The 20990-nt window shown below is 69.4% G+C and carries 18 protein-coding genes; 12 read left to right on the forward strand and 6 right to left on the reverse strand.

What is annotated here, in order from left to right:
• Window positions 1-3 precede the first annotated feature (3 nt).
• The gene (lexA, locus tag KBO27_RS04695) at window positions 4-669 is read right to left on the reverse strand and encodes a transcriptional repressor LexA (protein WP_307870280.1); all 666 of its coding nucleotides are present in this window, start codon (window positions 667-669) and stop codon (window positions 4-6) included.
• Window positions 670-962: 293 nt separating this feature from the next.
• On the opposite strand from lexA, the gene KBO27_RS04700 reads away from it, so the two are divergent.
• The 4 genes from KBO27_RS04700 (at window position 963) to KBO27_RS04715 (ending at window position 5829) form a co-directional block, all read left to right on the forward strand.
• Window positions 963-1436 (forward strand): LysM peptidoglycan-binding domain-containing protein, encoded by a 474-nt coding sequence (locus KBO27_RS04700; RefSeq protein WP_210968732.1) that lies wholly within the window; start codon window positions 963-965, stop codon window positions 1434-1436.
• A 259-nt stretch (window positions 1437-1695) separates the two neighbouring features.
• Window positions 1696-2187, forward strand: coding sequence for a transcriptional regulator NrdR (gene nrdR, locus KBO27_RS04705; protein ID WP_132672598.1), 492 nt, complete (start codon window positions 1696-1698; stop codon window positions 2185-2187).
• Window positions 2188-2366: 179 nt separating this feature from the next.
• Window positions 2367-5192: a vitamin B12-dependent ribonucleotide reductase gene (locus KBO27_RS04710; protein ID WP_210968733.1), complete on the forward strand. Its 2826-nt coding sequence runs from the start codon at window positions 2367-2369 to the stop codon at window positions 5190-5192.
• Window positions 5193-5484: 292 nt separating this feature from the next.
• Window positions 5485-5829, forward strand: a complete 345-nt coding sequence (locus tag KBO27_RS04715) for a hypothetical protein (protein WP_210968734.1) — start codon at window positions 5485-5487, stop codon at window positions 5827-5829.
• 66 nt (window positions 5830-5895) lie between these two features.
• On the opposite strand, the gene KBO27_RS04720 is transcribed toward KBO27_RS04715, so the two are convergent.
• Window positions 5896-7173 (reverse strand): aspartate aminotransferase type Ic, encoded by a 1278-nt coding sequence (locus KBO27_RS04720; RefSeq protein ID WP_210968735.1) that lies wholly within the window; start codon window positions 7171-7173, stop codon window positions 5896-5898.
• Between the two features lie 150 nt (window positions 7174-7323).
• Here KBO27_RS04720 and KBO27_RS04725 point away from each other — a divergent pair, with 150 nt between their 5' ends.
• Window positions 7324-7824, forward strand: coding sequence for a methyltransferase family protein (locus KBO27_RS04725; RefSeq protein WP_210968736.1), 501 nt, complete (start codon window positions 7324-7326; stop codon window positions 7822-7824).
• Between the two features lie 76 nt (window positions 7825-7900).
• Here the strand turns inward: KBO27_RS04725 and KBO27_RS04730 are convergent, their stop codons facing one another.
• Window positions 7901-8194 (reverse strand): hypothetical protein, encoded by a 294-nt coding sequence (locus KBO27_RS04730; protein ID WP_132681445.1) that lies wholly within the window; start codon window positions 8192-8194, stop codon window positions 7901-7903.
• 149 nt (window positions 8195-8343) lie between these two features.
• Here KBO27_RS04730 and KBO27_RS04735 point away from each other — a divergent pair, with 149 nt between their 5' ends.
• Together KBO27_RS04735 and KBO27_RS04740 are read left to right on the forward strand one after the other, a co-directional pair.
• The gene (locus KBO27_RS04735) at window positions 8344-10125 is read left to right on the forward strand and encodes a Xaa-Pro dipeptidyl-peptidase (protein WP_210968737.1); all 1782 of its coding nucleotides are present in this window, start codon (window positions 8344-8346) and stop codon (window positions 10123-10125) included.
• A gap of 191 nt (window positions 10126-10316) precedes the next feature.
• A complete protein-coding gene (locus tag KBO27_RS04740; protein WP_210968738.1) occupies window positions 10317-11417 on the forward strand; it encodes a DUF4192 domain-containing protein in 1101 nt (366 codons plus the stop codon).
• A gap of 26 nt (window positions 11418-11443) precedes the next feature.
• On the opposite strand, the gene galE is transcribed toward KBO27_RS04740, so the two are convergent.
• From galE to KBO27_RS04755, 3 genes are all read right to left on the reverse strand, one after another.
• Window positions 11444-12406, reverse strand: coding sequence for a UDP-glucose 4-epimerase GalE (gene galE, locus KBO27_RS04745; RefSeq protein WP_210968739.1), 963 nt, complete (start codon window positions 12404-12406; stop codon window positions 11444-11446).
• 63 nt (window positions 12407-12469) lie between these two features.
• Window positions 12470-13648 (reverse strand): galactokinase, encoded by a 1179-nt coding sequence (gene galK / locus KBO27_RS04750; RefSeq protein WP_210968740.1) that lies wholly within the window; start codon window positions 13646-13648, stop codon window positions 12470-12472.
• Window positions 13645-14340, reverse strand: a complete 696-nt coding sequence (locus KBO27_RS04755; RefSeq protein ID WP_210968741.1) for an iron-dependent transcriptional repressor DtxR — start codon at window positions 14338-14340, stop codon at window positions 13645-13647. Before KBO27_RS04755 ends, galK begins: the two co-directional genes overlap by 4 nt.
• A 122-nt stretch (window positions 14341-14462) precedes the next feature.
• On the opposite strand from KBO27_RS04755, the gene KBO27_RS04760 reads away from it, so the two are divergent.
• The 5 genes from KBO27_RS04760 (at window position 14463) to KBO27_RS33405 (ending at window position 20743) form a co-directional block, all read left to right on the forward strand.
• Window positions 14463-15314, forward strand: a complete 852-nt coding sequence (locus tag KBO27_RS04760; protein WP_210969215.1) for a sulfurtransferase — start codon at window positions 14463-14465, stop codon at window positions 15312-15314.
• Between the two features lie 84 nt (window positions 15315-15398).
• Complete coding sequence (locus KBO27_RS04765; protein ID WP_210968742.1) at window positions 15399-16574, forward strand: acetoin utilization protein AcuC; 1176 nt, start codon at window positions 15399-15401, stop codon at window positions 16572-16574.
• Window positions 16575-16586: 12 nt separating this feature from the next.
• Window positions 16587-19262, forward strand: coding sequence for a bifunctional acetate--CoA ligase family protein/GNAT family N-acetyltransferase (locus KBO27_RS04770; protein ID WP_307870238.1), 2676 nt, complete (start codon window positions 16587-16589; stop codon window positions 19260-19262).
• 41 nt (window positions 19263-19303) lie between these two features.
• Window positions 19304-20185 (forward strand): alpha/beta hydrolase family protein, encoded by an 882-nt coding sequence (locus tag KBO27_RS04775; RefSeq protein ID WP_307870239.1) that lies wholly within the window; start codon window positions 19304-19306, stop codon window positions 20183-20185.
• A gap of 255 nt (window positions 20186-20440) precedes the next feature.
• A complete protein-coding gene (locus KBO27_RS33405; protein WP_235876219.1) occupies window positions 20441-20743 on the forward strand; it encodes a hypothetical protein in 303 nt (100 codons plus the stop codon).
• Window positions 20744-20990 lie beyond the last annotated feature (247 nt).

The raw sequence follows: 20990 nt of genomic DNA on the forward strand, positions 1-20990 counted from the left end.
CGCTCAGAGGCGGCGCAGGACCGCCACGACCTTGCCGAGGATCTGGGCGTCGTCACCCAGGATCGGCTCGTAGGCCGAGTTGTGCGGCATCAGCCAGACGTGCTCGTCGGTGCGCTTGAAGGTCTTCACCGTCGCCTCGCCGTCGATCATCGCCGCGACGACCTCGCCGTTGTCCGCGTCGGGCTGCTGGCGGACGGCCACCCAGTCGCCATCGGTGATGGCCAGGTCGACCATCGAGTCGCCGACGACCTTCAGCAGGAACAGGGTTCCGTCGCCGACGATCTCCTTGGGCAGCGGGAAGACGTCCTCGATGGACTCCTCCGCCAGGATCGGACCGCCCGCCGCGATGCGACCGACGACCGGGACGTAGGCCGGTTTCGCCTGAGCCTCGTTCTCCGGTTCGCCGCCGACCAGCACGCCCACGGTGCGCGGCCGGTGCGGGTCGCGGCGCAGGAAGCCCTTCCGCTCCAGCACGCGCAGTTGGTAGGCGACCGAGGAGGTCGACGTCAGGCCCACCGCGTCACCGATCTCCCGGACGCTGGGTGGGTAGCCGTGCTCGCTCATCCACTCCCGGATGGCCTCCAGCACCTTGAGCTGGCGGTCGCTGAGCTCCTCGGCCGCGGTGGCCTGCTCTGGCACGGTGTCCACCTCGGCAGGGGAGTCCTTGATGTCGTCTACGCGGCCCCCGATAGAGCCGGTCGCATTTCTCGCCACCGCTGCCTCCTGAATCCGTGTGAACTGCGGTGCTGGTCTTCATCGAGCGGTGTGCCGCCCCGGATCTGGTCACCGGTGTTCGCCGTCCGCTGCTCGCTTTCCACAGTAGACGCGGTAAACACGGAGATCAAACACCTGTTCGAGTTAATTTTGGCCCAGGGTCTCGCGCTGAAGGCCACTCTTGGTACACAATCGCACGGAGGTTCGATCGAACAACCTTTCGATCATCGTTCCGCGCGGGAGGCGACATGACCACGTTCATCGACACAGTACGGCGAGTTCGGCCTGTTGAGCGGGAGTCGCTCGCCGGTCGGCCGGAAGTCGAGCCGATCGTGTCGCCCCTGCGTCGGGCCGAGGTTCGTCGTCCACATGGGCGGGTGATCGAGGCTCCGCGTCGCGGGCGGGTCGCCGAGGCCAGATCGTGCGCCAGGCCGGCGCTGGAGAAGGGCAGACTCGGCGAGTGGCTCGTCCTCTCCGGTGTCGCCGCCGCGGCCTTCCTCGGCGTGGTGCTGGTGGGGCTGTTCGGGGCGGGCGACGCGCCGGTGGCGGGAGGTACCACCGTTGTGCAGGTGCGAACGGGGGACACTCTGTGGGGTATCGCGACGCGCATGGCGCCCGATGCCGACCCTCGCGCGGCGGTCGATCGCATCGTCGAGCTCAACGGTCTCGGGTCGCCTTCCGCGGAGGCGGGCCGATTCCTGGTGGTGCCGGTCGGTAGCTGACCGAACCCCAAGATGTTGTGGTTCGCGGGGTTTTCCCAGCTGGGGCGAGGGGTGCGTCATCCGGCCGGGCGACACAGGTGTGTCGGTTTGCAACCCGGTCCGGCGCGGGTTTAAAGTCGACCACAACATCTAGTAGTTACGTCCATGTGGTTAGTCCATAGATTGGGCTTCCAGGGTTCTGGGTACCCCGTGGACGTACGTGGTCGCGGGCCGGTGGGACCGGCTGACGACCTCCAAGGGGGAAGGGGGTGAATGGCCGGTGCGGTGCCCGTTCTGCCGCGGCGATGACTCCAGGGTCGTGGACTCGCGCGAAGTGGAGGACGGCCAGGCGATCCGCCGCCGACGCTCGTGCTCGGCGTGTGGTCGCCGGTTCACGACGATCGAAGAGCTGGTGTTGTCGGTCGTGAAGCGATCGGGCGTCACCGAGCCCTTCAGCCGGGAGAAGGTGGTCACCGGTGTCCGCCGCGCCTGTCAGGGGCGTCCTGTAGAAGAGGACGCACTGCAGCAGTTGGCGCACCAGGTGGAGGAGGCGATCCGGTCCTCCGGCGTCGCCGAGCTGCCCAGCCACGAAGTCGGGCTGGCCATCCTCGGTCCGCTGCGGGAACTGGACGAAGTCGCCTACCTGCGCTTCGCGAGCGTTTACCGCGCGTACTCCTCGGTGGAGGACTTCGAGAAGGAAATTACCGACCTGCGGGCTGCGAGGGAGTCACTGCGGGACGGCGAGCAACTAGACGTGGAGTGCGGCGGTTGAGCAAGCCGCGACGGCGCGCGTCCCGCAGAGGGGGCGGAAGCGCGAAAGGCCATTCGCAGCCCCGGGCGGGGACGGCGAAGAGAACAGAGTCACGACCGAACCGGACGGGGAGCCCGGACGGGGCCGACGAAACGCGACGAGCGACTGAGCGAGCGATGAAGAAGGAAAAGGGGCAGGTCATGACAGAGACCGTCGGTAGCCCGGCCGGCGCAGCGGGGGAGCCGGAAGCAGATGCTCGCAAGGGCATCCGGGTTGAGCGCGTCTACACCACCGAGGGGGTCCACCCCTACGACGACGTCAAGTGGGAGCGTCGCGACGTGGTGATGACCAACTGGCGGGACGGTTCGGTCAACTTCGAGCAGCGCGGGGTCGAGTTCCCCGACTTCTGGTCGTTGAACGCGGTCAACATCGTCACCAGCAAGTACTTCCGCGGTGCCGTCGGCACCGACGAGCGGGAGGGCAGCCTGCGGCAGCTGATCGACCGCGTCGTGAAGACCTACGTCGCCTCCGGAGTCGAGAACGACTACTTCGCGACCGACGAGGACGCGGAGATCTTCGAGCACGAGCTGACCTACATGCTGTTGCACCAGGTCTTCAGCTTCAACTCGCCGGTTTGGTTCAACGTGGGAACCAGCTCGCGCCAGCAGGTCTCGGCCTGCTTCATCCTGTCGGTCGACGACACGATGGAGTCGATCCTCGACTGGTACAAGGAAGAGGGCCTGATCTTCAAGGGCGGTTCCGGTGCCGGGCTGAACCTGTCCCGCATCCGCTCCTCCAAGGAGCTGCTGTCCTCCGGTGGCACCGCTTCCGGCCCGGTCTCGTTCATGCGCGGTGCGGACGCCTCGGCGGGCACCATCAAGTCCGGTGGCGCGACCCGTCGCGCGGCCAAGATGGTCGTCCTCGATGTCGACCACCCGGACGTCGAGGAGTTCATCGAGACCAAGGCGCGCGAGGAGCACAAGATCCGCGCGCTGCGCGACGCCGGTTTCGACATGGACCTCGGTGGCGCGGACTCCAACTCGGTGCAGTACCAGAACGCCAACAACTCGGTGCGCGTCTCCGACGAGTTCATGCGCTCGGTCGAGAGCGACAACGACTTCGGTCTGCGCTCCCGCACCGACGGCGACGTGATCGACACGGTCAAGGGCCGCGACCTGTTCCGCAAGCTGGCCAAGGCCGCGTGGGAATGCGCCGACCCGGGCATCCAGTACGACGACACGATCAACGACTGGCACACCTCGCCGGAGACGGGCCGGATCACCGCGTCCAACCCGTGCTCGGAGTACATGCACCTGGATAACTCCAGCTGCAACCTGGCCTCGTTGAACCTGATGAAGTTCCTGCGCGATGACCTGACCTTCGATGCCGAGCTGTTCGAGAAGACCGTCGAGTTCGTCATCACCGCGATGGACATCTCGATCTGCTTCGCGGACTTCCCGACGGAGTCGATCGGCGTCACGACCCGCAAGTTCCGCCAGCTCGGCATCGGTTACGCCAACCTCGGCGCGCTGCTGATGGCCACCGGTCACGCCTACGACTCCGACGGCGGTCGTGCGCTGGCGGCGGCGATCACCTCGCTGATGACCGGCACCGCCTACAAGCGTTCGGCCGAGCTCGCCGGTGTCGTCGGTCCCTACGAGGGCTACGCCCGCAACGCCGAGGGCCACCAGCGGGTCATGCGCAAGCACGCCGCTGCCAACGACCTGGTGCGCACCTACCACCACAACGACAAGACCGTGCACAAGCTGGCCACCAAGGTGTGGCAGCAGGGTCTGGAGATCGGCAACCGCAACGGCTGGCGCAACGCTCAGGCGTCGGTGCTGGCCCCGACCGGCACGATCGGTCTGATGATGGACTGCGACACCACCGGTGTCGAGCCCGACCTGGCGCTGGTGAAGTTCAAGAAGCTGGTCGGCGGCGGCTCGATGCAGATCGTCAACCAGACGGTCCCGCGCGCCCTGCAGGCCCTGGGCTACCAGGAAGAGCAGATCGAGGCGATCGTCGAGTACATCGCCGAGCACGGTCACGTCGTCGACGCGCCTGGTCTGCGCCAGGAGCACTACGAGGTCTTCGACTGCGCGATGGGCGAGCGCTCGATCGCGCCGATGGGCCACGTGCGGATGATGGCCGCGGTGCAGCCGTTCATCTCGGGTGCGATCTCCAAGACGGTGAACATGCCGGAGTCGGCGACCGTCGAAGAGGTCGAGGAGCTCTACTTCGAGGGCTGGAAGCTGGGCCTGAAGGCGCTGGCGATCTACCGCGACAACTGCAAGGTCGGCCAGCCGCTGTCCGCCGGCAAGGGCGACAAGGGCGAGTCGGAGAAGGTCGTCGAGAAGCAGATCGAGTACCGCCCGGTCCGCAAGCGCCTGCCGAAGAAGCGCCCGAGCCAGACGGTGTCGTTCACCGTCGGCGGTGCCGAGGGCTACCTGCACGCCGGTTCGTACCCCGACGACGGGCTGGGCGAGATCTTCGTCAAGCTCGGCAAGCAGGGGTCGACCCTGGCCGGTGTGATGGACGCCTTCTCCATGTCGATCTCGGTGGGTCTGCAGTACGGCATCCCGCTGGAGTTCTACGTCTCGAAGTTCCAGAACCTGCGCTTCGAGCCGGCCGGCATGACCGACGACCCGGACATCCGGATGGCCAGCAGCGTCCTGGACTACCTGTTCCGCCGCCTGGCACTGGACTACCTGCCCTACGAGAAGCGCGCCCAGCTGGGCATCTTCACCGTGGACGAGCGGGAAGCCCAGGTCAACAACACGGAACCGGCTCAGCCTTCGGACAACGTCGACCTGGACACCATGCGGTCCACGGTGGACTACGCGAAGGCCGAGGAGAAGTCCGAGTCCAAGCAGGAGGTCCGCGCGGGCAGCTCCACCGAGCTGCTCGAGCTCCAGCTGGGCAAGGCCGCCGACGCGCCGCTGTGCATGACCTGCGGTACGAAGATGCGCCCGTCCGGCTCCTGCTACCTCTGCGAGGGCTGCGGCTCCACCTCGGGCTGCAGCTGAGCCTGAGCGCTGAATGACCGAAGTCCGGGGTGGGCGTGACCAACACGCCCACCCCGGACTTCTTTCGTGTCAGTGCCTTTCGCATTCGCCCAGCAGGCGTGCTCACGTTCGGGGGATAGCCGCGGGGTGGGCGTCGTGAGACGACGAACGGCGAGCCCCGGGTTCGGCACTCTCGTCCGCACCGAGACACGCGGAGGTGGAGATGCGGGCACGAAGCTTGCTGAAGAACGCGGTTCTTTTCGCCGCACCGGGGGTGCACGTCCTGACCGTGACGGGGTTTCCAGATCGGTCCGTGAACACCGTGGCGGCGTTGGACCACCGCGGTGAACTGGTCCTGGACACCCCCGAAGTCGAGCGCTTCCTCGACGAGCTGCTGCACGAGGGGACGATGGTGTCGCTGGTCCTCTACTCGCTCACCGACGAGGTCGCGTTCACCGACTCCCAGGGCAGCGATTTCCTGATCAAGCACGTGTACGGCTGGTTCATCGAAGACGGAACGGTCATGCCGGTGAGCGCCGCTGAGGCGTTCGACATCGGGTGCGTCGACCCCGACACCGGTGAACCCGTCCCGCCTGAACCCGGGATCTACTACGAAGATGCCTGGCCGCTGATCCTCCAGGACGAGGCCTCCAGCTGAACCCTGCTCCCACGACGAAGGCCGGTGGGTCCCCGAGGAACCGCACCGGCCGTCGTCGTGTTCAGATCAGGACTGCTTCTCGGCCAGGATCTTCTCCGTGGCGACGAGGCGAACGCAGACGGCCAGGCCCGCGGTGGCGGCCTCGACGTCGGCGAGCTCCGGGAAGGTCGGCGCGATGCGGATCACCGAGTCCGCCGGGTCGTCCCCGTAGGGGTGGGTCGCACCGGCAGGGGTGAGGGCGATGCCCGCTTCCTTGGCCTTGGCGACGACTGCCTTGGCGCAGCCCTCGGGGACCTCCAGGCTGATGAAGTAGCCACCGGCCGGATTGCTCCACTTGGCCAGCCCGGTGCCGCCCAGCTCAGCGCTGAGGATCTTGTCCACGGCTTCGAACTTCGGGCGGATCAGCGCGGCGTGCTTGCGCATGTGCTCGCGCAGGCCGGCGGCGTCGCGCAGCAGCCGGGCGTGCGCCCGCTGGTTGACCTTGTTCGGGCCGATGCTGCGCTTGGACGTCGAGGCCAGCCACCACTCCACGTTCGCGGGCGAGGAGCCGAAGAACGCCACGCCCGCACCCGCGAAGGTGATCTTCGAGGTGGAGCCGAACACGAGCGCGCGGTCGGGGTTGCCGTGCTCGGCGCACAGCGCCAGCACGTCGGCGATCTCGGCCTCGTCATCGGTGAGGTGGTGCACCGCGTAGGCGTTGTCCCAGAAGATCCGGAAGTCCGGAGCCGCAGTGCTCATCGCGGCGAGCCGTCGCACGGTCTCGTCGGAGTAGACGGCACCGTCCGGGTTGCTGTACTTCGGCACGCACCAGATGCCCTTGATCCGGGAGTCCTCGGCCACCAGCCGCTCGACGACGTCCATGTCCGGGCCGTCGGGCGTCATCGGGACGGTGATCATCTTGATGCCGAGCCGCTCCGACAGCGCGAAGTGGCGGTCGTAGCCGGGCACCGGGCACAGGAACGCGATCTCCTGCTCGGCGACCCAGCGCTGGGTGCCGCCGGGCACGCCGTTGAGCAGCGCGAAGACCAGGGCGTCGTGCATGAGCTCCAGGCTCGAGTTGCCCGCCGCCAGCAGCTGGTCGACGGGCACCTGCAGGTCGTCGCTGAAGATCGCCCGCAGCTCGGGCAGGCCGTTGAGCCCGCCGTAATTGCGCAGGTCAGCGCCGTCGGCGTCGGTTCCGCTGGAGAGGTCGAGCAGCTCGTTGGACAGGTCCAGCTGCTTCGGCGATGGCTTTCCTCGGGTGATATCCAGTTTCAGGCCGCGCGCCACGAGATCTGCGAACTCCTGGTGGGCGCGGTCGCGCTGGGCGGTCAGCTCTTCAATGGATGAAGCTGGATCAGGCACCGGTTGTTTCCTTCGCCGTGTCGAGTAACGGGTCGGCAAACAGCCTAGCTCTCACCTGCAACCCGGTTTGAGACGGCACGCGGGCCTGAGAACCGGATGTGACCACGTGGGTGCTGGTGCCGAGCTTCGACGAGCGGCATGGTGGGTCTCGTGCGCAGGTCATCGGCGACCGTCGGCAGTGCCGTGTTCTTCTTCGCCGGGCCGGGGACGGTCACCGTTCTCGTGCCGTGGCTGCTCACGGGCTTCCGGTGGCACGAGCCCGTCCCGCACTGGTGGCCGGCGCGGGTGCTGGGCGGTGCGCTGATCCTCGCGGGCGCGGCGGTACTCGTGCACGCGTTCAGCCGGTTCGTCCGCGAGGGCCGGGGGACGCCCGTCCCGGTTGCCGTTCCTGACCAGTTGGTGGTGGGCGGGCTGTACCGGAACGTGCGCAATCCGATGTACGTGGCGTTGTTCGCGGTGCTCATCGGTGAGCCGCTGCTGCTCGGAGGCCTGTGGGTGCTGCTGTACCCGCTGCTGCTGTGGTGCTTCGTGGCTCCGTACGTGCGCTGGCGCGAGGAACCGGCGCTGGTCCGCCGCTTCGGCGCGGACTACGAGCGCTACCGGAGCGACGTTCCCGCCTGGATCCCGCGGCTGCGTCCCTGGCACGTGTAGACGCCGACGAGAGGCCGGAGCATGGGCGGATCGTGTACGGGCGCGCTCGGCAGCGCCGTGGTGAGGTTGGACTTCCTCAGCGGCGGGTGAGCAGGTGGGCCGCGGTCGCGGTCGCAGCGGTCACGGCGAACACCGAGGGCCAGGCGCCGATCTTCTTCGCCAGCGGGTGTGAGCCCGCCAGCGCCGTTCCGTAGGTGGCCCCCAGGGCCAGCGCCGGGACCACGCCGGCGCGGCGGCGGCAGACCTCCATCGCGCCCAGGCCGGCGCCTGCCGCGACGACTCCGCCCCAGTGCCGGTGCTGGGAGGCGCGAGCCACCGCGAAGCCACCGATCAAACCGGCCGAGGTCAGCAGGCTGGACGGAATCGACATGCGTACTCCTCGTTGGTTCCGGTCCCGACGCTTCGACCTTACTGCCGCCCGGGTGGTTCTGGCGGGAACCCGCCGCATCGGCGATTGACTTCCCATTTCGCGCTAAGAAAAGTGCTGGTCTCGTCCTCCTTCCAGATTCGGGAGCCTGCATGCGGCGCGTTGTGACCGGTTGTCTCGCGGCGATCTTCGCCCTGCCCCTCGCCGGGTCCACGGCGGCGGCCCAACCACCGCAGGGCCCGGTGTTCTCCGACGGTGAAGCGCAGCCGGTGTTCGACCCGGCTCAAGCGGTGCGCCAGGACCTGTTCGTCACCGCGCCGGTCGACAGCGACCACGACGGGCAGCAGGACCGGGTGCACGTCCAGGTGGTGCGGCCGAAGGAGTCCGAGCAGGGCCTGCGGGTTCCGGTGGTCTACCAGGCCAGCCCGTACTTCTCCGGCGGCAACGACGTGCTCAACCACAACGTCGACACCGAGCTGCACGTGCCGGAGCAGGCCGGGCCGCGCACGATGCGCCGCACGACGGGTGACGAGCGGGTCGCCGTCGCCGCCGAGATCGACTGGGCGTACGAGCAGTACCTGCTGGCCAGGGGCTATGCCGTGGTCTACGCCGAGTCGCTGGGGACCGGGGAGTCCACGGGGTGCCCGACCACCGGTGCCGAGAACGAGACGATCGGCGCCAAGTCCGTGGTGGACTGGCTCAACCGCCGCGCACCCGGCCACGACGCCGGCGGTGCGCCCGTTCAGGCCCACTGGTCGACCGGCAAGGTCGGCATGATGGGCGTCTCCTACAACGGCACCCTGCCCAACGCCGTGGCCTCGACGGGAGTCGAAGGCCTCGAAGCGATCGTGCCGATCGGGGCGATCTCGAACTGGTACGACTACTACCGGACCGACGGGGCCGTGGTCGCTCCCGGCGGTTACCAGGGCGAGGACGCCGACGTGCTGGCCGAATACGTCCACACCCGCGCCGACAGGGAGCCGTGCCGTCCGGTGATCGACGGCCTCACCGCTGAGCAGGATCGGATCACCGGCGACTACAGCCGGTTCTGGGACGAGCGCAACTACCTCGACGACGTCGACAAGGTGCACGCGGCCGTGCTGTCGGTGCACGGGCTCAACGACTGGAACGTCAAGACGCGCCAAGCCGCGCAGTGGTACGGGGCGCTGCGGGAGCACGACGTGCCGCACAAGATCTGGTGGCACCAGTCCGGCCACACCGACCCGATCAAGCTGCGCGAGCAGGAGTGGCTGCGGACGCTGAACCGCTGGTTCACCCGCTACCTCCACGACGTGCCCAACGGCGTCGAGGGCGAGCCGCGCGCAACGGTGCAGCGCGAGGACGGCAGCTGGACCGAGGAGCCGGAATGGCCCGCCCCGGATGCCGCCGAGACGGTGTTGCGCCCGAGCGCGGGTGGACCCCAGCGAGGTGGTCTCAGCGCTGGCAGCCCTGCTGCTGGGGCGGTGGAAGGCCTCACCGACGACGCCGGTCTGCTGGCCGAGGACCTCGCGGCGGCACCGAGCTCGCCGAACCGGCTGGCCTACTTCACCGAGCCGCTGGCCGAGCAGGCGCGGGTCAGCGGTGAGGTCCGCGCCGACCTGGCGCTGACCTTCGACCGGCCGGCGGCCAACGTAACCGCTCTGCTGGTCGACCAGGCACCGGACGGTTCGGTCTCGGTGGTCACCCGCGGGTGGGCCGACCCGCAGAACCGGGAGGCGCTGGACCGCACCACGCCGATCGAGCCCGGGCAGAACTACGCGATCACCGTGAGCATGCAGCCCGACGACTACGTGTTCGCTCCCGGGCACCGGCTGGGCGTGGTGGTGCTCTCCAGCGACCACGACTTCACGCTGCGCCCCAAGCCGGGCGCGGGGCTGCGGCTGGACCTGGCGCGCACCAGCATCTCGATTCCCACCGTCGGAAGGATTTCGTGACCCGCTTTCATGAAATCCGGTGCGGTAGCGGAGAGCAACCTTCGACGGGGTGGTGAAGTTAGCCTGATCGATCGTCGCTGATCGGTGTGGTCGCGGGCGTTTCGGCCCTGTTCTGTCCACAGCGGACGAAGTTGTCCGGAGATTCGCGAAACCGGTTTCGCCGAGCAGGTTTTCGGATCCATCGTTGTGGCATGACAACTCGACTGAACACCCAGATATCGCTCAGCGATCCCGGTGACGTGCTCGCCGCGCTACCGCACATGATCGGGTTCAACCCGGTCAACTCCTTCGTGCTGCTGACGCTGCACGAATTGACCGGCACCCCGAAGTTCGGCATGACCATGCGCGTGGACCTGCCGTGCCCCGCGAACGCCTGCGCGTTCGGCGAGTTCCTGCTGACAGGTCCGCTGAGCAGGAAGAACGTCGAAGGCGTGATCATGGTGGTGGTCGGGGACAAACCCAACTACTCGGGCTGCCCGCAGAGCTGCGGAGGCAGGTGCCACGAGTCCGACGAGCCCGGCCCTGACTCCGAGCCGCCGATGCTCGGCCTGATCGAAGTGGTCCGGAAAACGCTGCTGCAGGCCGGGATCGTGACCGCTCACGCGCTGCACGTGCCGGAGATCGTGGCCGGCGAGAAGTGGCGGTGCTACTTCGACGAGGGCTGCTGCGGAGTCGTCGCGGATCCGAAGGAATCCGCGATGGGAGCGGTGATGGCAGCCGAGGGGTCGGTGACCTTCGGGAGCAGGGACGAACTGCGCGAGCTCGTCGCGCCCGAATCGCACGAGGTGATCAGCCGCTGGTCGGCGAAGCTCGACGCGCTGACCGAGGAGGCCATCGACTCCTACGACCCGTCGCGCGTCACCGAAGACCTGCGCAAGGTCTTCGGCGCCATCCAGCGCATCGCCGCGGGCTCCGCGCTCACCGAGGACGACCTGCTGGGCGTGCTGCAGGCCGTCGCGGACACCCGCGTTCGGGACATCGTGATGGGCACCGCGCTGAGCGAACTGGCGCGCCCGGCCGAAGAGCTCTGGCTGACGCTCGTGCGCAAAGCGCCGGATCCCGAACTCGCCGAGGTCGCCGCGCTGCTGGCGTTCTCGGCCTACGTGCGCGGTGAGGGCGCGCTGGCGGGTGTGGCCCTGGAACGCATCGAGAAGGTCACACCCGCACACACCCTCGGCACCCTGCTCCGGCAGGCCATGGACTCCGGAATCCCGCCCGCGGAGCTGGCCGGCATCGCCCGGCACTCGGTCGACGACGCCCAGCTCCTGCTTGACGAGGACGGAGCCTGCTGATGTGCGCGAAGAAGCGGAAGAAGCGATCAGGACGCGTGGCGCGCGCGGGTGAACTCCCACGCGTCACGCACGATCACGCCGATGTCGGCGCGCTGGGGCTGCCACCCCAGGTCCTCCCGCGCCCGCTGGCTGGAAGCCACCAGGGTCGCCGGGTCGCCCGCCCGGCGGGGTGCGACCTTCGCCGGGATCGGGTGCCCGGTGACCTCGCGGCAGGTGTCGATGACCTGCTTGACCGAGAAGCCCGTGCCGTTGCCCAGGTTGTAGATGCTGTGCTGGCCGGCCTCGGCGTTCTGCAGCGCCAGCAGGTGGGCGTCGGCGAGGTCGGTGACGTGGATGTAGTCGCGGACGCAGGTGCCGTCGGCGGTGGGCCAGTCCTCACCGAAGATCTGCACCTGCTCGCGCTGACCCAGCGCGACCTGCAGCACGATCGGGATCAGGTGGGTCTCCACGGTGTGCCGCTCGCCGAAGGCGCCGTGCGCCCCGGCGACGTTGAAGTACCGCAGGCTGACCGCACCGATGCCGTGCGCCGTCGCGTAGGAGGTGATCGCGTGGTCGATCGCGAGCTTGGTGGCGCCGTAGGTGTTGGTCGGCCGCGTCGCCAGGTCCTCGGTGATCGGGGAGACCTCGGGCTCGCCGTAGGTCGCCGCCGTCGAGGAGAACACCAGTCGCGGCGTGCCGTGCTCGCGCATCGCATCCAGCAGGCGCAGCGACGTGACGACGTTGCCCTGCCAGTACTTCTGCGGGTCCTCCATGGACTCGCCGACCAGCGACTTGGCCGCGAAGTGCAGCACACCGTCGAACTTCTCCGCCAGCAGCTCGCTCGCCGCGGAGGCGATGTCGGCCTCGACGAACTTGCAGCCGTCCGGGATCGCGTCGGCGTGCCCGGTGGAGAGGTCGTCGACCACGACGACCTCGTGGCCCGCCTCCACCAGGCGTGCTGCGCACACGCTTCCGACGTAACCGGCACCGCCTGTGACCAGGAGCTTCAACTGCGCACTGCCTTCCGTGGGAAAACTAGTCGTTTCAGCGGGAAGCGGAGGTCGACGAGCTCGTCACAGGTCCCGTCCCGCACCGGCGGAGGGTATCGCGATGAACACGCGCGGCTCGGTGAGGCTCCGCTCGGCGAACGCGGACCGGACGGCGGACTCGATCCGCTCCCGGTCGGCGCTGGAGATCAGCGCGATCGCCGAACCGCCGAAGCCGCCGCCGATCATCCGCGCACCCAGTGCGCCGGCCTGCACCGCTGCGTCCGCTGCGACGTCGAGTTCCAGGCAGGAGACGCGGTAGTCGTCGCGGAGGCTGGCGTGGGAGGCGTTGAGCAGCGGGCCGATCTCGGCGTAACCGCCGGAGCGCAGCAGCTCCACGGTGGACAGCACTCGCTCGTTCTCGGTGACCACGTGCTTGACCAGCGGCTGGAGCTCGTCCGGAAGCTGCTCCAACGCCGCAGGCAGCTGCGCCGCCGAAACGTCCCGAAGTGCCTTCACCTCGAGCAGCTCCGCCGCTCGCTCGCAGCCCTTCCGGCGTTCTCCGTAACCGGATTCGCTGTGCGAGTGCTTCGCGCGGGTGTCGATGACCAGCAGCTCGAGGTCGGCGCTGCGCGGGTCGAACGGGACCTGCTCGGCCTCGCCGGAGCGGACGTCGAAGAACAGCACGTGGGACTCGACGCAGCGCAGCGACGCGGTCTGGTCGAGCAGTCCGGTGGGGGCGCCGACGTAGTCGTTCTCCGAGCGCTGCACGATCCGCGCGATCTCCGCCAGGCTCGGCGCGTCCGGCTCGCCCGGCGCCAAGCCCAGGTGGTCAAGCAACGCCAGCGCAACAGCGCACTGCAGCGCGTGGGAGGACGACAGACCCGCGCCGGTGGGGACGTCACCGACGATCATCAGGTTCATGCCCGGTACGGGGTGACCGGCTTCGCGCAGCGCCCACGCGACGCCCGCCGGGAAGGCGGACCAGCCGGTGTGGGAGCCGGGCTGGAGGTCGTCGACGACGACCTCCTCACCCTGGTGGAGCTCGCCGTCGTCGCCCAGCGTCGTGCTCACGAGCTTGCGGTCCTCGCGCGGCTCGATGGCCACCGCCACCCGGTGCGGAATCGCCATCGGGAGCACGAAACCGTCGTTGTAGTCGGTGTGCTCACCGATCAGGTTGACCCGGCCGGGGGCAGACCACACCGCGCTGGCGGCACGGCCGTGCTCAGCGGCGAACAGCTCCGCCGCGCGTTCGGAGACGGTCACTTGGCGGTCACCATGACCGCGTGCGCGATGCTCGACGTGAGCTCGGCGGTACCGCTCTGGCCGCGCACCTCGATCGGCTTGTTGGCGCCGACCACCGACAGGATCTCGACCTCGTTGCCCGGCACGATGCCGACCTCCTTGAGGTCGGTCATCAGGTCGGGGTCCAGCTGCACGTGCTCGGCGATGCGGCGGATGACCGCGCGACCACCGCCGTTGCGGGCGATCTCGTCGACTCGCTGGAGCTCGCCGTCGACCGCATTCTCGACGTGATCGACACCGAGGTCGTCGAGTCCGGGGATGGGGTTGCCGTAGGGGGACGTGGTGGGACCACCGAGGAGCTTGACGAGCTTGCGCTCGACGGCCTCGCTCATCACGTGCTCCCAGCGGCACGCCTCGTTGTGCACGTGCTCCCACTCGAGGCCGATCACGTCGACGAGGAGCCGTTCGGCGAGGCGGTGCTTGCGCATGACGCTGATCGCCCGGGCGCGCCCGGCCTTGGTCAGCTCGAGGTGGCGGTCCTCGGCGACCATCAGCAGGCCATCGCGCTCCATGCGGGCCACCGTCTGGCTCACGGTCGGTCCGCTCTGCTCCAGGCGCTCGGCGATCCGCGCCCGGAGTGGCACCACGCCCTCTTCCTCGAGGTCGTAAATGGTGCGAAGGTACATCTCAGTGGTATCGATGAGATCGTTCACGTCGGCTCCCCATTCAAGTCCCAACCACGATGCTAGTCGCTGCCAGCGACAACGGTCAGTGGCCGGGGAGTTGACAGCCAAGATTGATGACCGACCTCGTCGGCGGGTTTCGAAAGGCCGTCATGCATCCCTTGATCAGTACCGATGATCTCATGTCCGCGCTGAGCGCGGACCCGCACCCGACGCTGCTCGACGTGCGGTGGTCCCTGCTCGGGCCACCGGGACGCGAGGACTACGCCGAGGGGCACCTGCCCGGAGCGGTTTTCGTGGATCTGGACGCCGAGCTGGCGTCCGAGCCAGGCCCCGCCGGCAGGCACCCGCTGCCCGATCCGGCGGCCTTGCAGGAGGTCCTCCGCCGCGCTGGAGTGGACGCCGACCGGACCGTGGTGGTCTACGACGCGGACAACGGTTCGGCAGCGGCCCGGGCGTGGTGGCTGCTGCGCTGGGCCGGGCACCGCTCCGTCGCCGTCCTCGACGGCGGCTACGCGGCGTGGACCGCCGAGGGCAAGCCGACCACCACCGAGGTTCCCGAACCCGGTGACGGCGGATTCCGGGTTCGGCCCGGTGCGATGCCGGTGATCGACGCGGACCAAGCGGCCGGTCTGGCTCGCGACGGCGTGCTGCTCGACGCGCGGGCCCCGGAGCGATACCGGGGTGAGGTCGAGCCGATGGACCCGCGCGCCGGGCACGTCCCCGGAGCGCGCAACGCGCCGTTCAGCGAGCACACCGGTGAGTCGGGGCGCTGGCGTTCGCCGGAGGAGTTGGCCGAGCGCTTCGCCGCGCTGGGCGTCACCCGCGACAGCGCGGTCGGCGCCTACTGCGGCTCGGGCGTGACCGCCTGCTCGGTGCTGCTCGCGCTGGAGCACGCCGGCATCACCGACGCCCGCAACCCGGCGGTGCTGTACGCGGGCTCGTGGTCGAACTGGGCGGCGGACCCCGCTCGGCCGGCGGCCACCGGTGCGGACGCGGGCTGAGGCCCTCGCAAGATCGATCCGGTTCGGCGGGTCACGCGGCCGAGACCCTGTGGCGGGTGGCTTCCTGCGGGTAGCGTCCCGCCCATGGGTTCTCAGTTGGCCGTGGTCTGGGACGAGTCGCTGCTCGAGTACGACCTCGGCGGGCACCATCCGCTGCATCCGATCCGCCTGGACCTGACCATGCGGCTGGCCGACTCGCTCGGGCTGCTCGACGGCGTGGAGACGCTCAAACCCGAGCCGGCCACCGAACGGGACCTGCTGCGGGTGCACACCGCCGAGTACATGGCCGCCGTTCGCTCGGCGCCGCTGAGCGGCTGGGAAGTCGGGCACGGGCTGGGCACCGACGACAACCCGATCTTCGACCGGATGCACGAGGCGTCGGCCCTGATCGCGGGCGCGTCCATCAAGGCGGCCGAGCAGATCGTGTCCGGTCAGGCCGATCGCGCCGTCAACATCGCCGGCGGACTGCACCACGCGATGGCCGATCACGCGGCCGGGTTCTGCGTCTACAACGACTGCTCGGTGGCCATCGCCTGGATGCTGGAGCAGGGCGTCGAGCGCATCGCCTACCTCGACGTCGACGTTCACCACGGTGACGGTGTGCAGGCGGCGTTCTACGACGACCCGCGCGTCATGACGATCTCGCTGCACCAGCACCCGGTGACGCTGTGGCCGGGCACCGGCTTCGCCACCGAGGTCGGCAAGGGCAACGCCGACGGCACCGCGGTCAACATCCCGCTGCCGCCGGGCACCGGCGATGCGGACTGGCGGCGCGCCTTCCACGCGGTGGTGCCGTCGGTGCTGGACCAGTTCCGCCCGCAGGTGCTGGTCACCCAGTGCGGGGCCGACGCGCACCGCGACGACCCGCTCGCCGACCTGTCGATGACGGTCGACGGTCAGCGCGCGACCTACCAGAACCTGCGCGAACTCGCCGAGAGCTACGCCGGCGGCAAGTGGCTGGCGCTCGGCGGTGGGGGATATTCGCTGTTCCGCGTGGTGCCCCGGGCGTGGACCCACCTGCTGGCGACGATGCTGAACCGGGACGTAGCGCCCGAGACGACCATCCCTGAGGATTGGATCGCGTACGCCGTCCGGCGTGCGCAGAACGTACCGATGCCGACGTCGATGTCGGACGGGGCCGGCCCGTCCTTCGAACCCTGGACCGGGGTGACCGCTTCGGCGGTGGACACCGCGATCCGCGACGCCCGGCACGCGGTTTTCCCGCTGCTCGGGCTGGACCCGGCAGACAGCCGCGACTGAGGAGCATCCGAAGTGGACGAAGTGCTGGGAGAGGAGGCCGGGCCGCAGCAGGACTACCCCCGGCAGTGGGAAGCCGACGTGGTGCTGTCCGACGGCGGCACCGTGCACCTGCGGCCGATCGTCCCGGCCGACAAGGACAAGCTGCTGGCCTTCCACGGGCGGCTCAGCGACAGGACGCGGTACTACCGGTACTTCGGCCCGTACCCGCGGATGCCGGAGCGCGACGTGCGGCGGTTCACGCAGGTCGACTACCTCAACCGGATCGCGCTGGTCGCGTTGCTCGGTGACGACATCGTCGCGGTCGGACGCTTCGACCGGCTCGGTGAGCAGAAGTCCGCCGAGGTCGCGTTCGTGGTCGAGGACGGTCACCAGGGGCGCGGGCTGGGCTCGATCCTGCTGGAGCACCTCGCGGCCGCGGCGCAGGAGCGCGGTCTGCGGCGCTTCGTGGCCGAGGTCCTGGCGGAGAACTCGAAGATGGTTCGGGTCTTCCGCGACGCCGGCTACCAGGTCAGCCGGGCCATGGAGGAGGGCGTCGTGCACCTGGAGTTCGACATCGACCCGACCGAGGAATCGGTCGCGGTGGCCCGAGCCCGGGAACAGGCCGCTGAGGCGCGCAGCGTGCACAACCTGCTGCGCCCGCGGTCGGTGGCGGTGATCGGGGCATCCACGGATCACCGCAAGATCGGTCACGCGGTGCTGACCAACCTGCTCACGGCGGACTTCACGGGCCCGGTCTACCCGGTCAACCCCGAGCACCGGTCGGTGCGCGGCGTGCGGGCCTACGCCTCGGTGCTCGACATCCCCGACGAGGTCGACCTGGCGGTGGTGGCGATTCCGGCTGCCAGCGTCAACGAGGTCCTCGACGACTGCCTGGCCAAGGGCGTGAAGACGCTGGTCATCGTCTCCTCCGGGTTCAGCGAGTCCGGTCCGGCGGGGCGCGAGGTCGAGCGCGAGATGGTGCGCGCCGCTCGCGTGCACGGCATGCGGGTGGTGGGCCCCAACGCGCTCGGCGTGGTCAACCCCGATCCGGAGTTCCGGCTCAACGCCAGCCTCGCGCCGCAGCTGCCCGGACGTGGCCGCACCGGGTTCTTCTGCCAGTCCGGCGCGCTGGGCGTGGCGATCCTGGAGACCGCGACCGAGCGCGGGCTCGGGTTGTCGACCTTCGTCTCCGCGGGCAACCGCGCCGACCTGTCCGGCAACGACCTGCTGCAGTACTGGCAGACGGACCCGGCCACCGATGTCGTTCTGCTGTACCTGGAGTCGTTCGGCAACCCGCGCAAGTTCGGTCGGCTCGCGCGGCGGCTGGCCCGCAGCAAGCCGGTCGTGGTGGTCAAGTCGGGCCGCAACTCGGTGCGCGCGGGCTTGGCGGCGACCACGGTGGAGATCGACGAGACGAGCGTGCAGGCGCTGTTCGAGCAGTCCGGCGTGATCCGGGTCGAGTCGGTGGCGCAGATGTTCGACACCGCGCTGCTGCTCGCGCACCAGCCGCTGCCGCAGGGCGACCGGGTCTCGATCGTGGGCAACTCCTCGGCGCTGGGCATGATCGCCGCCGACGTGGCGCAGGCGCAGGGACTGCAGCTGGCGCACGAGCCGGTCGACGTCGGCGCCGTGGCCGGGCCGGAGGAATTCGCCGCCGCGGTGCGCGATGCGGCTCTGCGCGACGACGTCGATGCGCTGATCACGGTGTTCGCCCCGCCGGTGGCGGTGCCCGGAACCGCGTACGCGCGGGCGCTGCGGAACGCGCTGCAGGAGGCCGACGCCGCGCGTTCGAAGCCGGTGGTGACCACGTTCCTGGCGGCCGAAGGCGTGCCGGACGAACTGGTGGTGCCGGGACCGGACGGGACCACGGGCAAGGGATCGGTGCCGTCGTACCCGAGCCCGGAGCGCTCGGTGCTCGCGCTGGCTCGCGTCACCCGCTACGCGAAGTGGCGTGCGGCGCCTAAGGGGCACTTCGTGCGGCCGGAGGTGGAGGCCGAGCAGGCGCGTTCGCTGGTCGAGCAGTGGCTGGCCGAGGGCGTGGGGGAGCTCGGCGACGAGCGCACCGTGCGGCTGCTGGGTTGCTACGGCATCGAGGTGGTGGCCTTCCGCAAGGTCACCGACGTCGACGGCGCGGTCGCCGCGGCCGAGGAGCTGGGCTACCCGGTGGTGCTGAAGTCCACCAGCGCCAAGCTGCGCCACCGCAACGACCTGGTCGGGGTCCGGCTGGACCTGGGCAGTCCGGAGGCGGTGCGCACGGCGTACGCCGACGTGCGCCGGGTGTCGGGGATCGACGAGGTCTACGTGCAGCGGATGGCCGGGCGCGGGACCTCGTGCGTGATCGACCTCATCGACGACCCCTCGTTCGGCACGCTGGTCTCGTTCGGGCTCTCCGGCGTGGCCAGCGAGCTGCTGGGGGACAAGGCGTACCGCGCGCTGCCGTTGACCGACGTCGACGTCGCCACTCTGGTGCGCGCTCCTCGGGCCGCGCCGCTGCTGGTCGGGTACCGGGGCGTGGAGCCGGCCGACCTGTCCGCGCTGGAGGACCTGGTGCTGCGGGTGGCGACCTTGGCCGAGGACCTGCCCGAGGTGCGGCAGCTGGTGTTGCAGCCGGTCCTGGCCTCGCCGAACGGTGCTGCGGTGACCGGGGCGAGGGTGTCGCTGGGCGAGTCCGTGGCGGTTCCGGACACCGGGCCGCGAAGACTGCGATAGGGGACACAGACGGAACGTACTAGTTCCGTTAATCTGTGCGCGTGGATGAGGTCACGACCCGGAAGATCGACGCGCCCGCCCCCGTGCTCGGCGTGGTCCCCGCGGGCCAGTACCGGATCAAGGTGCGCGCGTTGCAGCAGGACGACCCGAGCGCGCCGGTCGCCGTGCTGGCACCGGCCATGGGCGTGCCCGCCGGCTACTACCGGCGGTTCGTCGCCGAGCTGCACCGGCTCGGCATGACCGTGGTGTCGTACGACGTGCGCGGGCAGGGCGAGAACAAGCCCCGAGCCCAGCGCGGAGTCCACTTCGGCTACCAGGACTTCGTCAACGACCTCGACGCCGTGCTCGACCTGGTCGAATCGGTCTTCCCCAGGGCGCCCCGGTTCGTCCTCGGCCACAGCCTGGGCGGTCAGATCGCGTTGCTGCACACCGCCGCCAACCCCGGCCGGATCCAGGGCGCGGCGCTGATCGCCACCGGTTCGGTCTGGTACCGGGGCTACCCCGGCCTGGCCAAGTACTACTACTCGCTGCTGGGCACTCAGACGATCGCACTGGCTTCGACGCTGCTCGGGTACTGGCCCGGTTACGTTTTCGGTGGCAGGCAGGCGACCGGCCTGATGCGCGACTGGGCGCGCCAGGCGCGCACCGGGCGCTGGCGGCTGACCGGGTCCGACCTCGACTACGACGCCGCCCTGGCCGAGGTGACGACCCCGCTGCTCACCGTGACCGTGGACAACGACGAGCTGGCGCCGACCTCGGCCATGGACGACCTGGTCAAGCACTCCACCCGCGCAGACCGCACGTCCCGGCACTACACGGCCGACGACGCGGGCGGGCCGGTGGACCACTTCCAGTGGACGCGGAGCTCCGCGGAGATGGCGGCGTGGATCGAGGAGTGGATGAACGACGTCCTCGGGCGCTGATCGCGGAATCGCGCGCCGGCCGGGTGAATTGTGTGAAAGGTGTGGACTGATCCACCTCGGCCGGGACGCAACCGCTGACTCCCGAGCGTCCGTCTTAGAGGTATGAGACGCCTACACACTGCAGTGGGCGCGGGGAGTCTGCTTATCGTTCTGGCAGCCTGCGCCCAACAGCCGACCAACGACGTGGGGTTCGGTGGTCAACCGCCGGTGCCTCCCGGACCGGTTCAGCCGAAACCTGAACCGGAACGGACGCCGGTGGCCGCAGAGGCCATCGATCTCTCGCTGCTGCCAAAAGGATATCCGAAGAAGGTCTGGACCCAGGACAACGGTACCGCAGTAGTCGCCTCCGGTCAGGAGGGCGGCTGCAGCAAGGTGCGCGCCGAACTGGCGGAGCAGACCCCGGACCACGTGAAGATCATCCTGGTGGAGGAGACTCCGGAGCCGCCGGGCATCTGCACGATGGACCTGAGGTACCCGCCGGTGGCGGTGAGTCTCGACGCACCGCTGGAAGGGCGAAAAGTGGTCCTGGAGCAGAAAGATGTGAAGGTTCCGCGCTGATCGGGCTGTAGCGCGGCGGAAACCTGCCGCCGTCGCGCGCGCAGAACCCGGTTCGCCGCCGGAGGTGGGGCTCCACGGTGGACCTGGTTCGGCAGTCCTGTTCTCGATGCGGGCTTTTGCAGCGGGATGACCGCAGCCGCTTGGGCTCACCCGCGCACCACGCGCGGGTGAGCCCAAGACCGGTCGCCGATCGCCAAAACCTCAGAGCGCGTTCCTGACTCACGCACAACGAGTTCGGGAGGAGAAC

Origin of the sequence: Saccharopolyspora endophytica (assembly GCF_018070075.1) — a bacterium.
Taxonomy (GTDB): Bacteria; Actinomycetota; Actinomycetes; order Mycobacteriales; family Pseudonocardiaceae; genus Saccharopolyspora; species Saccharopolyspora endophytica.